Origin of the sequence: Flavobacterium hiemivividum, from assembly GCF_004349145.1 — a bacterium.
Classification (GTDB): domain Bacteria; phylum Bacteroidota; class Bacteroidia; order Flavobacteriales; family Flavobacteriaceae; genus Flavobacterium; species Flavobacterium hiemivividum.
Window position 1 is genome coordinate 145,187 of record NZ_SMFO01000008.1, and the last position, 15,657, is coordinate 160,843.

The following is a 15,657-nucleotide window of genomic DNA, read 5'->3' on the forward strand; positions in this document are numbered from 1 at the left end:
AAGAAATGAAAAATGGAGCTCTTTATTTATTAGTTTTTTTTGTGTCCAATAGTTGGATTCACGCTCAAACAGATCAGGAAATTAAATTCGATTCGCCGGCTACACATTTTACCCAAACAATACCTTTGGGTAATGGTAGGTTAGGAGCTATGGTTTATGGAAATCCTCATAAGGAACGAATTGTTCTTAATGAAATTTCAATGTGGTCTGGCGGTATCGAAAACCCCAATAGAGACGATGCTTCTCAGCATTTAGCTGAAATTCAACGATTGCTCAAAGAGGACAAAAATAAAGAAGCTCAGAATTTGCTGCAAAAATATTTTGTTAGTGCTGGACAAGGGACAGCATTTGGCAATGGTGCAAATGCAAAGTACGGGAGCTATCAAATCTTTGCAGATTTATTGATTAATTGGCAAGATTCTACTGGTGTTGTTACAGATTATAAAAGAGTATTAAACTTGAATAATGCTTTGGCTGTGAACGAATGGAAGAAAAATGGGATTACTTTTAAAGAAGAAGTTTTTAGCAGTGGAGCCGACAACGTAATTGTTGTTCGCCTTACTGCCGATAAACCCAATGCCTTAAATTTTAAGGTTTTGCTAAGCAGGAAAGAGCATGCTCAATTTTCTGCAGCAGGAAATAACATTACCATGACTGGGCAGTTGCCAGGAGGAAACGGAGAACTTGGAATCCGTTTTACGGGATATGCTAAGGTATTGTCAACAAATGGAAAATTAGAAACAGAGAATAACAGTATAAAAGTTACGGCGAGTTCGGAGTGTATCATAATTCTTAGCGCTGCAACAGATCTAAATTGGCCTACTGTTGAAAAACGGGGGAAAGATCCAGTAGTAGTCGTGCAAAAAACGGTGAATGCAGCCAGTAAATTTTCTTGGAAAAAATTAAAAGAAAAACATATTACAGATTATCAATCTTATTATAATCGCTGTAAACTAGAATTCACTGCAAAACAAAATGAATCAATCGCAGATTTATCTACAGCAAAGCGTTTGATTCGGTATTCCAAAGGAGAAAGCGATGTTACTTTGCCTGCGCTATATTTTAATTTTGGGAGGTATTTATTGATTTCGTCTTCACGTCCGGGTGGATTGCCCGCTAACTTGCAAGGACTTTGGGCCGAAGAATATCAGGCACCTTGGAACGGCGATTACCATCTAAATATAAACTTGCAAATGAATTATTGGCCCGCCGAGGTCACTAACTTATCTGACTGTCATAAACCTTTAGTGGAGTTTACAAAGCAATTGGTTGAACCTGGCGAGAAAACGGCTAAAGCGTATTATAACGCTAATGGTTGGGTTGCACATGTAGTTGCAAATCCGTGGAAGTTTACTGCGCCTGGAGAAGGAGCCGATTGGGGTTCAACATTATCAGGAGGAGCTTGGTTGTGCGAGCATTTGTGGCAACACTATTTATACAACCCTAATAAGGAAGTGCTGAAACAAATTTATCCGGTTTTAAAAGGAGCTTCACAATTTTATAAAGACATTTTGATCGAAGATCCAAAAACAAAATGGTTGGTTACAGCACCTTCTAACTCTCCCGAGAATTCTTATAAAACAGCAGAAGGTTTTGTAGGTCAAACAACTATGGGCCCAACTATGGATATGCAAATAGGTCGTGAATTGTTTACCAATACTATTACAGCGGCTAATTTATTAGGTGTTGACGCTGATTTTGTAACTTCTTTAGAAAAGGTACGAGGACAATTAGCGCCAAATCAAATCAGTCCAAAAACTGGAATTGTACAGGAATGGCTAAGAGATTATGACGAAACTGAAATAAACCACCGACATGTGTCACAGTTGTACGGACTTTATCCATTTGATGAAATAAATGCAGCTGAGACTCCTGAAATGATGGAGGCAGCTCGCAGAACATTATTGCGAAGAGGTGACGAAGGTACGGGCTGGTCAAGAGCTTGGAAGGTTAATTTCTGGGCAAGATTAGGAGATGGAAATCATGCACTAAAAGTTTTAAAAGGATTGTTGACTCCTGCTTTTAAAGAAGATGCTGATAAATACACCGCTACTGGCGCGGGAACATATCCGAATCTTTTTTGTGCGCATCCTCCTTTTCAAATCGATGGAAATTTTGGAGGAACTGCAGCCATTGCCGAAATGCTTTTGCAAAGTAATGGTCAGAATTCAGTAATTCATTTTTTGCCAGCACTTCCTGAAAGTGCGGAATGGAGTCAAGGAAGCGTAAAAGGAATGCAAGCCAAAAATGGTTTTGAAGTAAATTTTGAATGGGACAATTCCAAATTAAAACAAGCTGAAATTATTTCTAAAAATGAGGCTGACTGTTATCTGAAATTGCCCTTAAATTTGGCGGTGTATCATTCGAATGGTAAAAAAGTGTCGCTTAAGGCAGAAGCAAATAATGTAGTTGTTTTTCCAACTAAAAAAGGAAGTAGCTATTTTGTGAAATAGAAGAGGTTTTTAAATGGTCTTGTTCGATAAGATAATTTTTACCCAAATTAGATTGACTTTTAAAGCCAAACCGATGGTTGTTGTGCCTGTCTTTTCAAGCATTCTCTATTACTTTAATTATATAAAAAACCACTAGTAGATTTAGCTTAATCTGCTAGTGGTTTAATTAATTATAATCAAAATCGTATCGGTTGTTTTTAACCTTAATAATTTTGCCCTTCTAAAATACAAGTTCTAATGTTGTATAAAAAGTTCTAGTGTCTGAAGGAATAATCCCTGGGCCTGGATATCCTTTCGCTCTGCGAGTGAAATAGCTGTTGTTATTAAAGTTAGTCACACCCGCTTCGATTTTCTATTTTTTCCATTTGTAAGATGCCGAAAAATCGGCTACATAATAAGCAGGGATTTCTCCAAATATCCCGTAGGTATTATCATTGTTATCCGTTTTGCTATTTTTGGCTTCTGTAAATTGTGATGAAACATAAGTAAATTGTAGGCTAGACATAAAGTTTTTATAGCCAATTCCTGTTCCTGTTTTAATGTTAAAGAGAGGAACAAATTCTACTTTGTTACCTTCTATATTAGGCGCATCAGGTTTTTAATATTATTTTGGTTCTGTTTTTATTGACAAATTTGCTGTTTTGAAGGTTTTAAATTGGAAGTGTATTATGCTTCACATTCTTCTAGGATTAATTCTTCTTTAGGGGTTTTAACTTTAGAAAGATGGTCAGTATCAGTATTGAAATTTAATTCAGAAAGTAGTTTGTATTCTCTTTGGAGTTTTTCAATTTCACTTTTCTCTTGCAGTAATCCGGTCATGGTGGTATTTTTTTGCAAATTTACGGGATACTTTTAGAAAGTAATCTATAAAAAATGTTAAGATTGGGATTTAAAATTAAAGTGCTATTTTTGCAAAAAAAACGTGCTTAATTATATCATTTACGAGAATCAGTCTAGCAGCCAGTGGGTAACTTTTGTCCATGGTGCAGGTGGAAGTTCGTCTATATGGTTCAAACAAATTCGGGATTTTAAAAAGCAGTACAATGTGCTTTTACTGGATTTAAGAGGTCATGGCAATTCTAAGTCGCCGCTAAAAACGGCCTTTAAACAAAAATATACTTTTTCAGCTCTTGCCAATGATATTTTGGAGGTGTTGGATTTTCTAAAAATCGAAAAGTCACATTTTGTTGGAATTTCGCTCGGTACAATTTTAATTAGACAATTAGCTGAAATGTATCCTCAAAGGGTACAAAGTATGATACTTGGTGGTGCGATTTTAAAGATGAATTTTCGCTCTCAAATATTAATGCGATTGGGAAATACCTTCAAATACGTTTTACCATATCTTGTGTTGTATCGATTCTTTGCCTTTGTCATCATGCCTAGGAAAAACCACAAACAATCTCGTATTCTCTTTATAAATGAAGCTAAAAAAATATACCACAAAGAATTTCTAAAATGGTTTAAACTAACAGCCGAAATCAATCCTGTACTCAAGTGGTTTCGTCAGGTCGAATTAAATATTCCTACACTTTATGTTATGGGTGAAGAAGATTATATGTTTTTGCCATCAGTTAGAAAAGTAGTGGAGAGTCATTACAAATCCTCAAAATTATTTGTTGTGGCTAATTGTGGTCATGTGGTAAATGTAGAACAACCCAATGTTTTTAACGAGGCGGTTCTTTCTTTTCTGAAGGGTACCAAATAAAAACTGCCGGTACTCAATGAATACCGACAGTGATTTTAACTAACCAAAACCAAATAATAAATAACCAGTTTATTACTCTGCAAAGAACGTATAAATGTGAACCATTTGTTGTTAAGATTTTGTTATTACTTTGTTGTACATAAGTTAAGTTTTTTAACTTTAATCTTTGGTCAGCTAATTACTGATGTTCTCCTTAAGCTACACATTAGTGTTTAGAAACAGCTATAGTATTTATTGTTAGTATGTTATCGTATAGATATATTTTATTGAATTAGAAGCTTGCATTTCAATATCACTTTTTAGTATAATAATATGAATCTAATAGAGCTCGAATTATTAACAAATAACATCGACAAAACAGCTGCTTTTTATAGCGAGGTGATCGGTTTGTTAATTATTTCGAGAGCAGAATCTAGTGTTATGTTTGCCGCAGGTAGCACAAAATTGATTTTTAGACAATCTAACATCCAAGCTCCTATTTATCATTTTGCTTTTGATATTCCAAATAATAAGCTGGATGAAGCTTTTGCTTGGATCGAAAGAAAAACAGCTATTATCGAAGTGGTTTCACCTGAAAAAATTGCCGATTTTGTCAACTGGAATGCGAAGTCTTTCTATTTTTATGATAACAACGGAAATATATTGGAATGCATTACTCGCTATAATATAAGTATTGAATCTGAAAAAACCTTTGATGGAAGTTCGATTATTGCAATAAGTGAAATCGGTTTAGTTTCCAGAGATATAGCACAATTAAGTGTGGAAATCTACAATAGTTTTGGAGTTTCTGTGTTTCCATTGCAGCCAAAACTGGACAAATTCATTGTTTTAGGAACAGAGGAAGGCCTTTTTATTTTATCTGAAGAGGGGCGAAATTGGTATCCCACCAAAACAGTAGCAGAACCTTTCTGGAAAAAGTTGACTTTTCGAAATAATGATAAAAAATACGTATTCGAAACAAATAATTGAAATAGCCTTTTATTAATAGAACACCACCGTTTTATTAGAATACACCATCACCTTTCTTTCTGAATGTAGTTTTATGGCTCTTGCCAAAACAGTGCGCTCCAAGTCTTTTCCTTTCATAATAAAATCATCCACTGAATTGATGTGCGAAACCCTTGTAATGTCTTGCGCAATAATTGGACCTTCATCTAATTCCTCCGTAACATAATGACTGGTGGCGCCAATTATTTTCACGCCTCTTTTAAATGCGGAATGATACGGTTTAGCACCCGGAAAAGCTGGTAAAAAGGAATGATGAATGTTGATGATTTTATTTTCGTAAAGCGCAATCAAATTTGGAGTTATAATTTGCATGTAACGGGCTAATACTATAAAATTAACCTCATATTTTTTGAGTAATTCTATCTGTTGTTTTTCTCCTTCGGCTTTGTTGTCCTTTGTAAAAGGAACATGATAAAACGGAATATGGAATTGATCAGCGATGGGTTTTAAGTCTTGATGATTGGATATAATCAACGGAATTTCGACATTTAATTCTCCCGCACTATAACGTCCTAAAATATCATACAAACAATGATTGTATTTGGATACAAATAATGCCATTTTTGGTTTTATCTCCTTATTATAAAGATCCCAAGACATATTAAATACCGTGGCAATCGTTTCTTTAAAATCGGCTTTTATATCTTCGAGGCTAATAGATGGATTGGTGAGTTCGCTTTCCAGTCGCATAAAAAACACATTTTGCTCCACATCAACATGCTGATCTAAATAGGTGATATTTCCTTCTACTTTCAGTATAAAATTAGTCACAGTAGCTATAATTCCTTTTTGATCTTCGCAATGTATAAGTAGCGTAATTTTTTGCATTGTAAGTGGTTGTTTTCGAAATTTAAAATTTCTGTTTTATAATTTCACTGGTTCTTGTAGCAACAAAAAAAAGTTTAGTTTTGATTCTCTTATTTCATATACTGGATGAAACAGCAAAATCAAAACTAAACCATTTTACTTAAAATAAACAAATACAAAGTGTTTTATATCTGTGTTTATCACTATTTTTTTGTGTGATTTTCAACGTGGAGAGTTGCAAAAAGAATTACATTTTCTTGTCTTGCATTGCAAAAACTTTCTGTAATAAAACAGAAGTTCTAGCGCTAAGATTTGTTCTAATGTTTTTCTCTTCGACAGCCACCATTTTAAAAACGCCATTCATTGCTTGATTCGTTACATAATCTGTCAAATCAGGATTTACCTTATTTACAAGTGGAATACTATTGTATTTAGTGATGATGTTAGTCCACACTTTGTCAGCTCCAACTTTAGTAAACGAATTTTTTATAACAGGATTAAACTTTCCGTATAAGGCAGTAGAAGTGCTGTTTTGTAGGTAATTAGTTGCTGCACTTTCATTTCCCATCAATATTCCTCTTGCGTCTGCAAATGACATGCTGGTCACGGCATCCACAAATATTGGAGTTGCTTCTTTTACGGCGTCTTCTGCGGCACGATTTAATACTTTTAGACCTTCATCGGCCAAAGAGCTAAGACCAATACTTCTTAATCCTGCATCGACTTTTCTTAATTCTTCAGGTAAAAGAATCTTTACTGCTGCATTTTTGTAGAAACCGTCGGTGGCGGTCAACTTAGTTACTTGTTTAGAAATACCGTTGTTTAGGGCTTCTTTCAATCCGCCCGAAATATTAATCACTCCCGTACCGTCAGTCTGTGGAAACTGATTCATGACTTGTTGCATCTCAGCGCAACCAAAAAGTGAAAACACCACTGTTAAAAGCAAAAATTTTTTCATATTCAAAGTTTTATTAGTTTACTTCGGCTGCCTTGCCACTTGGCTTCAGTCGAAAACCCTACTTCTTCAAATATAAAGCCATAAATTGATTTTTAGAGAAGAAACTGCTGGATTTATTTAAAAAGAGGTTCTCTTGGTCTCAATGCATTGGGGCATTAAATTAAGCTTGTCAAAATTTAATAAAATTTACCTCATGTTATTTTTGCTTTTTGATCATAAATTGGCTCAAATTTGAAGAGAATAAGGAATGAATATACTAATGAAGCTTTTAGAATATCAAGCTCAAATTGAAGATTTTTACTTTTTTATCAACAACTGTAAGGAACGTCAGGCAATCATTAAAAAAATTTGTAAATTGCAGCATTAAAATTATCATATTCTCAAAATGAAACCACAAACGCCATATATTCCTATAAATAAAGTAAGAATTGTAACTGCAGCCTCTCTTTTTGATGGTCACGACGCAGCTATAAATATAATGCGAAGAATTATTCAATCTACCGGTGTTGAAGTGATTCACCTTGGTCACGATCGCAGTGTCGAAGAGGTAGTGAATACCGCTATTCAAGAAGATGCAAATGCCATTGCATTGACGTCCTATCAAGGAGGTCATAATGAGTATTTTAAATATATGTATGATTTGCTTGTTGAAAAAGGAGCGGGTCACATTAAGATATTTGGAGGCGGAGGCGGAGTAATCCTCCCTTCAGAAATTGAAGAATTACAAGCTTATGGAATCACTCGTATTTATGCGCCAGATGATGGCCGTTCTATGGGGTTACAAGGAATGATAAATGATCTGGTTGAGCGTTCTGATTTTCCAACAGGAGATAAGTTAACAAATGAAGTTGATCAATTAGCATCGAAAAACCCAACAGCCATTGCAAGAATTATTTCTGCAGCAGAGAATTTTCCTGAAATAGCAAAACCTGCTATGGATGCGATTCATAAAATGAACGTGACTTGTACAACACCAGTTCTTGGGATTACAGGTACAGGAGGTTCGGGGAAATCTTCCCTAGTAGATGAGCTAGTTCGTCGTTTTCTAATCGATTTTCCAGAAAAAACAATAGGATTGATTTCTGTCGATCCATCAAAAAGAAAAACAGGAGGAGCGCTGCTAGGAGACAGAATCCGAATGAATGCTATCAATAATCCGAGAGTATATATGCGCTCTTTGGCAACTCGTCAATCTAATTTGGCCTTATCTAAATATGTAGCTGATGCGATTCAAGTAATCAAAGCGGCTAAATACGATATTATCATTTTAGAAACTTCTGGTATCGGGCAATCGGATACAGAGATCATGGATCATTCAGATGTATCATTATATGTAATGACACCTGAGTTTGGTGCGGCAACCCAATTAGAAAAAATCGACATGCTTGATTTTGCTGATTTAGTGGCATTAAACAAGTTTGACAAACGTGGAGCCTTAGATGCTATTCGCGATGTTAAAAAACAATTTCAACGCAATCATAATCTCTGGGATGTGAATCCTGATGAAATGCCAGTCTTTGGAACTATTGCTTCACAGTTCAATGATCCAGGAATGAACACGCTTTACAAAGCGATTATGGATAAGATTGTTGAGAAAACAAATTCCGATTTGAAATCAACTTTCGAAATCACTCGTGAAATGAGCGAGAAGATTTTCGTAATTCCACCACACAGAACTCGTTACTTGTCTGAAATTGCCGAAAGCAATCGTCTATATGATGAAACGGCGGTCACTCAAGAACAAGTGGCACAAAAATTATACGGTATTTTCAAAACACTGGAGTCAGTGTCGGGAAAAGTTCCTGCGATTGCTAAAGCTGGAATTGATGATGCTTCTGTATTACCAACAGCCATCGAAGCTGAAAAGCAAGGAGTTGCTGAAAATAAAATTTTCCTGAATCTGTTACTGAATCAATTTGATAAAGTGAAAATGGATTTAGATCCATACAACTGGGAAATAATATTGACTTGGAATGAAAAAGTAAATAAATATAAAAATCCCGTTTATACTTTTAAAGTTCGTGATAGAGAAATAAAAATGGCGACACATACGGAGTCTCTTTCTCATTCTCAAATCCCGAAAATTGCTTTACCAAAGTACCAAGCTTGGGGCGATATTCTACGTTGGTGTCTGCAGGAAAATGTTCCTGGAGAATTTCCTTATACTGCTGGATTATATCCATTCAAGAGGGAAGGAGAAGATCCTTCTCGTATGTTTGCAGGTGAAGGAGGACCAGAAAGAACAAACAAACGTTTTCATTATGTAAGTGCAGGATTACCAGCAAAACGATTGTCAACAGCTTTTGATAGTGTGACTTTATATGGTAATGATCCTCACATACGTCCGGATATTTATGGAAAAATAGGGAACGCCGGAGTTTCTATATGTTGCTTGGATGACGCTAAAAAACTGTATTCAGGTTTTGATTTAGTTCATGCCATGACATCAGTGAGTATGACTATCAATGGGCCAGCGCCAATGCTATTAGGGTTTTTCATGAATGCTGCCATCGATCAGCAATGTGAATATTACATCAAGGAAAATGGATTAGAAAAAGAAGTTGCCGTAAAAATCAATGCTCTATATAAAGGTAAAGGTGTCGAAAGACCACATTATCAAGGTGATTTACCTGCTGGTAATGACGGTTTAGGATTGATGCTTTTAGGTGTGACTGGAGATCAGGTTTTGCCTTCAGACGTTTATAATGAAATTAAAGCGAGAACCTTGTCACAAGTTCGTGGAACAGTTCAAGCAGATATTTTAAAGGAAGATCAAGCACAAAACACCTGTATTTTCTCTACTGAATTTGCGTTGCGTTTAATGGGTGACGTTCAGGAATATTTTATTACTAAAAATGTAAGAAACTTTTATTCGGTTTCTATTTCAGGCTATCATATCGCCGAGGCAGGAGCAAATCCTATCACGCAATTGGCTTTCACGCTTTCTAATGGTTTTACTTATGTGGAATACTATTTAAGCCGCGGAATGAATATTAATGATTTCGGACCTAATTTATCATTCTTCTTTTCGAATGGAGTAGATCCTGAATATGCAGTTATTGGTCGTGTAGCACGTAAAATTTGGGCGAAAGCCATGAAAAACAAATATGGCGCTAACGAAAGAGCTCAAATGTTGAAATACCATATTCAAACATCAGGTCGTTCTTTGCACGCACAGGAAATTGATTTCAATGATATTCGTACGACGTTGCAAGCCTTGTATGCCATTTATGACAACTGTAATTCATTGCATACCAATGCTTATGATGAAGCAATCACCACGCCAACAGAAGAGTCAGTGCGTCGTGCGATGGCAATTCAGTTGATTATTAATAAAGAATTAGGTCTAGCCAAAAATGAAAATCCAATTCAAGGTGCTTTTATCATCGAAGAATTAACTGATTTAGTCGAAGCGGCAGTATTATTAGAATTTGACAGAATCACGGAACGTGGAGGTGTTTTAGGTGCTATGGAAACCATGTACCAACGTTCTAAAATTCAAGAAGAGAGCTTGTATTATGAAACGTTGAAACATACAGGAGAGTTCCCAATTATTGGTGTGAATACATTCTTGAGTTCAAAAGGTTCACCAACGGTTATTCCGGCTGAGGTAATTCGCGCTACTGAAGAAGAGAAAAAATACCAGATCACGATGTTGGACAATTTACACAAAGCCAATCACGATAAAGTGGATCAACAATTAACAGCTATTCAAGAAGCCGCAATTAACAACGAAAACTTATTTGATCACTTAATGGAAGCAACTAAGATCTGTTCTTTGGGACAAATCACAGCCGCATTATTTGAAGTAGGTGGTCAATATAGAAGAAATATGTAAGCAGAGAACCGCTTTTTTGCATTGCAAAAAAGCGTGTGAATCGCTTATCCCGATGGCTATCGGGATCTCTTAAAGTAGAGTGTTGATTGCATTGCAAAAAAGCGTGTGAATCGCTTATCCCAATGTCTATCGGGATCTCTTAAGGCAGAGTGTTGATTGCATTGCAAAAAAGCGTGTGAATCGCTTATCCCGATTTCTATCGGGATCTCTTAAAGTAGAGTGTTGATTGCATTGTAAAAAAAGCGTGTGAATCGCTTATCTCTATTTATACTGCTTATCGAAATGAAACAAACCTTCCGTTTATGGGAGGTTTTTTCATTTAGACAAAACACATTGAATTTAAAGTAATACATATTCAATATTCTAAAAAGAGTTTATGTTGCTTATAAAAAAGAGATGACATATTCATCTGGAACTCCTACTATAAAACCTTCCGTTTATGGAAGGTTTTCTTATTTACACTAAATTTTTCAATTGTAGGACTATATTTCCAGTATTTAAAAGGGTTCGCTAAAGAGAGTTGAATTGGGATGAGAATTTTTATTAAAATTATTAGTGGTTGGGCTGTAATACTATTCTGAGGTTATAAATTTTTTGTAATCAAATAGCTAATAAACTGTTAATCAATTATTTAACAAGAGTAAAAGTATTAATGTTTTTTTTTTGTAATTGCTTTCCTAATTGGACGTGTTGTTTATCGATTTAAACGGAATGTTACCTTAAATAGGCATAAACTTCCTCCATTTATTTTTATTAATCCCTAACTTTGATTTAACAATAAAAAACGCTAAATAAATGATTTTTAGTAAATTATAGATGTGATTTTACAATTTAGATCCAATTTTAAATTTAGTAATACCATTTTCTATTCAAATTAAAATTATTGTTCCTGTTTTATTATTTTTTCCTCCTCCAAATCACTTTTTATCAGTTTGTCCTACTGCGATTATTACGCTTTACCTAGTGTAATAAAAGGTCTTTTTTGTTAGCAGCAAAATACCCTTTAGATGATGGTTCACTTCATGTTTTTTATGAAGATGTTTTTTCTGAATAGTTTATTTCCCAGATCTATAAACTAGTTATATAATATATTTTTTATGACGTAAAATTACTATTATTATGAAAAAGAGTACCGTTTCGAAGTTGTTCGATAGATTATTTGGCACGTTAATATGTTGCTTTATAACGAATAACTTCCTTTTTAAATCAAGTTTTAAAAAAAATGATGGTCGAGACACCATTAATTTTTTATCAAAGCGTTGGCACTACTCGTGGCGCCAATCGTTGGTTTTGCCTCTACTTTTGGTGGCAATTATTATGACGGACACTACAGTTCATGCCCAAGGTTCTATAAGAGGATTCGTTCCTGTTTTAGCGCCTAAATCAGGATCTGGAGTTGATGGAGATGCCTATGCCCATATGCCCGCTGGCTATGAAGCAGTAGGTGATCTATTTGACGCTCAACATCCTGACATTAATGGTCATGGTGTTATTAATCCCTTTACAGGGGAGTTGCTTTATCCTGGACAATCTTTTTTTCTACAGGATAGATATGAAAATGATTTAACAATCTTTACAGCGTCTAATAAAATAAATGACAATCCCAACACATACACTTGGGGACCGGGCAATTCGCCCAACAAAAACGAAATCCAAAACGCTGGAGCCCATTTTTCATACGGTGATCCTAGTTTACCGGGAGGAGTAGCCACTGACTTATGGTGTTTATTTGCTGGTGACCGACAAGTTACTAGCGGTAGCAGCTATATTGATTTTGAGTTTTTGCAAAAATCAATGACCATAACTGGCGCCACTATGGCTGCCAATGGATCTGTTACCGGAGGTAGTGGAGGTTTTACTAGTTTAGGAACAGATGGTGGTCGTACGCTCGGTGACATTCTGATCACTATTGAGTTTACTAACGGGGGTGGCGATGCCAATGCCGTAATTCGGGTATGGTCTGCCAAGGCTGGAGGAGGATTTGAATATGTGATTCATCCAAATTCAGAATTTCTTGGCAAAATATTCATCACTAACAATACCGTCATGACTCACGTTCCATTTGATGTTTACGGTAGTGATCCAAATGGAACTGGTGTAGGGGGAGATTATGCTCCTAATCAATGGGCCGAAGGTGCCATTAATTTGACGCAGGTATTTAAAAATACACTAGCTCTAAAAGATCCTTGTTTTTCAGTAAGTACGTTATTTATTAGAACAAGATCTTCTGGAAATTCACAACAATCAGAATTAAAAGATTTCCCTGGTGCTCCAATTCAATTTACCGTGGATGGAAGACCAAAAGGAACGGCGGTAGCAACAAATCCAAGCTGCAATGGCGGGTTTGGTTCTGTAGATCTTAGCGTTACAGGGGGATCTTCTATATATACTTATTCTTGGACAGGTCCAAATAATTTTACAGCATCCACTCAGGATATTAGTAATGCATTAGCTGGTACTTATCAATGGACGGTTACGGATTCTAAAGGATGTATAGCATCGGGATCAGTAGATGTTACTCAACCTCCTGCGATAGTAGTTTCTAATGCAACTTTACTAAGTCCTAAATGTAATGGAGGAACCGATGGTTCAATCACTATTACGTCTTCAGGCGGCACAGGAATACTAATGTATTCTGCTAATGATGGTGAAACTTACCAAGCATCTAATGTATTCAGCGGCTTAGCTGCAGGAGAGTACAAATGGGCGGTAAAAGATGCCAATAACTGTATACTTAAAGGAACAGTTACAATAACTCAACCAACAGCAATCGCTGTATCAGCTGCGCTATTAAGTCCTAAATGTAATGGAGGAACCGATGGTTCAATCACTATTACGGCTTCAGGCGGCACAGGAATACTAATGTATTCCGCGAATGATGGTGAAACTTACCAAGCATCGAATGTATTCAGCGGCTTAGCTGCAGGAGACTACAAATGGGCGGTAAAAGATGCCAATAACTGTATACTTAAAGGCACAGTTACTATCACACAACCAACAGCAATCGCAGTATCAGCTGCGCTACTAAGTCCTAAATGTAATGGAGGAACCGATGGTTCAATCACTATTACGGCTTCAGGCGGGACAGGAATACTAATGTATTCTGCTAATGATGGTGAAACTTACCAAGCATCGAATGTATTCCGCGGCTTAGCTGCAGGAGACTACAAATGGGCGGTAAAAGATGCCAATAACTGTATACTTAAAGGAACAGTTACAATAACTCAACCAACAGTAATCGCAGTATCTGCAGCTCTGGTTAGTCCTAAATGTAATGGAGGAACCGATGGTTCAATCACTATTACGGCTTCAGGCGGCACAGGAATACTAATGTATTCCGCTAATGATGGTGAAACTTACCAAGCATCGAATGTATTCAGCGGCTTAGCTGCAGGAGAGTACAAATGGGCGGTAAAAGATGCTAATAACTGTATACTTAAAGGCACAGTTACTATCACTCAACCAACAGCAATCGCAGTATCAGCTGCGCTAGTAAGTCCTAAATGTAATGGAGGAACCGATGGTTCAATCACGATTACGGCTTCAGGCGGCACAGGAATACTAATGTATTCAGCTAATGATGGTGAAACTTACCAAGCATCGAATGTATTCAGCGGCTTAGCTGCAGGAGAGTACAAATGGGCGGTAAAAGATGCTAACAATTGCGTGTTGAAAGGCACAGTTACAATAACTCAACCTCCTGCGATAGTAGTTTCTAATGCAACTTTACTAAGTCCTAAATGTAATGGAGGAACCGATGGTTCAATCACTATTACGTCTTCAGGCGGCACAGGAATACTAATGTATTCTGCTAATGATGGTGAAACTTACCAAGCATCGAATGTATTCAGCGGCTTAGCTGCAGGAGAGTACAAATGGGCGGTAAAAGATGCTAACAATTGCGTGTTGAAAGGCACAGTTACTATCACACAACCAACAGCAATCGCAGTATCTGCGGCTCTAGTAAGCCCTAAATGTAATGGAGGAACCGATGGTTCAATCACTATTACGGCTTCAGGCGGGACAGGAATACTAATGTATTCCGCTAATGATGGTGAAACTTACCAAGCATCGAATGTATTCAGCGGCTTAGCTGCAGGAGAGTACAAATGGGCGGTAAAAGATGCTAACAATTGCGTGTTGAAAGGCACAGTTACAATAACTCAACCAACAGCAATCGCAGTATCTGCAGCTCTAGTAAGTCCTAAATGTAATGGAGGAACCGATGGTTCAATCACTATTACGTCTTCAGGCGGCACAGGAATACTAATGTATTCTGCTAATGATGGTGAAACTTACCAAGCATCGAATGTATTCAGCGGCTTAGCTGCAGGAGACTACAAATGGGCGGTAAAAGATGCTAACAACTGCGTGTTGAAAGGCACAGTTACAATAACTCAACCAACAGCAATCGCAGTATCTGCGGCTCTAGTAAGTCCTAAATGTAATGGAGGAACCGATGGTTCAATCACTATTACGGCTTCAGGCGGSACAGGAATACTAATGTATTCTGCTAATGATGGTGAAACTTACCAAGCATCGAATGTATTCAGCGGCTTAGCTGCAGGAGAGTACAAATGGGCGGTAAAAGATGCCAATAACTGTATACTTAAAGGAACAGTTACAATAACTCAACCAACAGCAATCGCAGTATCTGCGGCTCTAGTAAGTCCTAAATGTAATGGAGGAACCGATGGTTCAATCACTATTACGGCTTCAGGCGGCACAGGAATACTAATGTATTCTGCTAATGATGGTGAAACTTACCAAGCATCGAATGTATTCAGCGGCTTAGCTGCAGGAGAGTACAAATGGGCGGTAAAAGATGCCAATAACTGTATACTTAAAGGMACAGTTACWATMACWCAACCAACAGCAATCGCTG

9 protein-coding genes are annotated in these 15,657 nt (G+C 36.7%); 5 read left to right on the plus strand and 4 right to left on the minus strand.

What is annotated here, in order from left to right; all coding sequences use genetic code 11:
• The first annotated feature begins 5 nt into the window (after positions 1-5).
• Complete coding sequence (locus tag E0F98_RS11730) at positions 6-2,453, plus strand: glycoside hydrolase family 95 protein (RefSeq protein WP_132111668.1); 2,448 nt, start codon at positions 6-8, stop codon at positions 2,451-2,453.
• 352 nt (positions 2,454-2,805) lie between these two features.
• Here the strand turns inward: E0F98_RS11730 and E0F98_RS16190 are convergent, their stop codons facing one another.
• Together E0F98_RS16190 and E0F98_RS16055 are read right to left on the minus strand one after the other, a co-directional pair.
• A complete protein-coding gene (locus E0F98_RS16190) occupies positions 2,806-2,958 on the minus strand; it encodes a hypothetical protein (protein WP_243699237.1) in 153 nt (50 codons plus the stop codon).
• A gap of 161 nt (positions 2,959-3,119) precedes the next feature.
• Positions 3,120-3,272 (minus strand): hypothetical protein, encoded by a 153-nt coding sequence (locus tag E0F98_RS16055; RefSeq protein WP_165425773.1) that lies wholly within the window; start codon positions 3,270-3,272, stop codon positions 3,120-3,122.
• A 103-nt stretch (positions 3,273-3,375) separates the two neighbouring features.
• Here E0F98_RS16055 and E0F98_RS11740 point away from each other — a divergent pair, with 103 nt between their 5' ends.
• Complete coding sequence (locus tag E0F98_RS11740; protein WP_132111670.1) at positions 3,376-4,161, plus strand: alpha/beta fold hydrolase; 786 nt, start codon at positions 3,376-3,378, stop codon at positions 4,159-4,161.
• A gap of 312 nt (positions 4,162-4,473) precedes the next feature.
• Positions 4,474-5,130, plus strand: coding sequence for a VOC family protein (locus tag E0F98_RS11745; RefSeq protein ID WP_132111672.1), 657 nt, complete (start codon positions 4,474-4,476; stop codon positions 5,128-5,130).
• 12 nt (positions 5,131-5,142) lie between these two features.
• Here the strand turns inward: E0F98_RS11745 and purU are convergent, their stop codons facing one another.
• Complete coding sequence (gene purU, locus E0F98_RS11750) at positions 5,143-5,997, minus strand: formyltetrahydrofolate deformylase (protein WP_132111674.1); 855 nt, start codon at positions 5,995-5,997, stop codon at positions 5,143-5,145.
• A 226-nt stretch (positions 5,998-6,223) separates the two neighbouring features.
• The gene (locus tag E0F98_RS11755; RefSeq protein ID WP_132111676.1) at positions 6,224-6,934 is read right to left on the minus strand and encodes a DUF4197 domain-containing protein; all 711 of its coding nucleotides are present in this window, start codon (positions 6,932-6,934) and stop codon (positions 6,224-6,226) included.
• Positions 6,935-7,319: 385 nt separating this feature from the next.
• Here E0F98_RS11755 and E0F98_RS11760 point away from each other — a divergent pair, with 385 nt between their 5' ends.
• Positions 7,320-10,772, plus strand: coding sequence for a methylmalonyl-CoA mutase family protein (locus E0F98_RS11760; RefSeq protein WP_132111678.1), 3,453 nt, complete (start codon positions 7,320-7,322; stop codon positions 10,770-10,772).
• Positions 10,773-11,891: 1,119 nt separating this feature from the next.
• The coding region (locus tag E0F98_RS11765) for a SprB repeat-containing protein (RefSeq protein WP_207917104.1) at positions 11,892-15,657 on the plus strand (3,766 nt) is incomplete at its 3' end.

Coding starts and splice junctions, on each gene's coding strand:
- E0F98_RS11730 (WP_132111668.1), top strand. CDS start 6: ATGAAAAATGGAGCTCTTTATTTATTAGTTTTTTTTGTGTCCAATAGT.
- E0F98_RS16190 (WP_243699237.1), bottom strand. CDS start 2,958: ATGTCTAGCCTACAATTTACTTATGTTTCATCACAATTTACAGAAGCC.
- E0F98_RS16055 (WP_165425773.1), bottom strand. CDS start 3,272: ATGACCGGATTACTGCAAGAGAAAAGTGAAATTGAAAAACTCCAAAGA.
- E0F98_RS11745 (WP_132111672.1), top strand. CDS start 4,474: ATGAATCTAATAGAGCTCGAATTATTAACAAATAACATCGACAAAACA.
- purU (WP_132111674.1), bottom strand. CDS start 5,997: ATGCAAAAAATTACGCTACTTATACATTGCGAAGATCAAAAAGGAATT.
- E0F98_RS11755 (WP_132111676.1), bottom strand. CDS start 6,934: ATGAAAAAATTTTTGCTTTTAACAGTGGTGTTTTCACTTTTTGGTTGC.
- E0F98_RS11760 (WP_132111678.1), top strand. CDS start 7,320: ATGAAACCACAAACGCCATATATTCCTATAAATAAAGTAAGAATTGTA.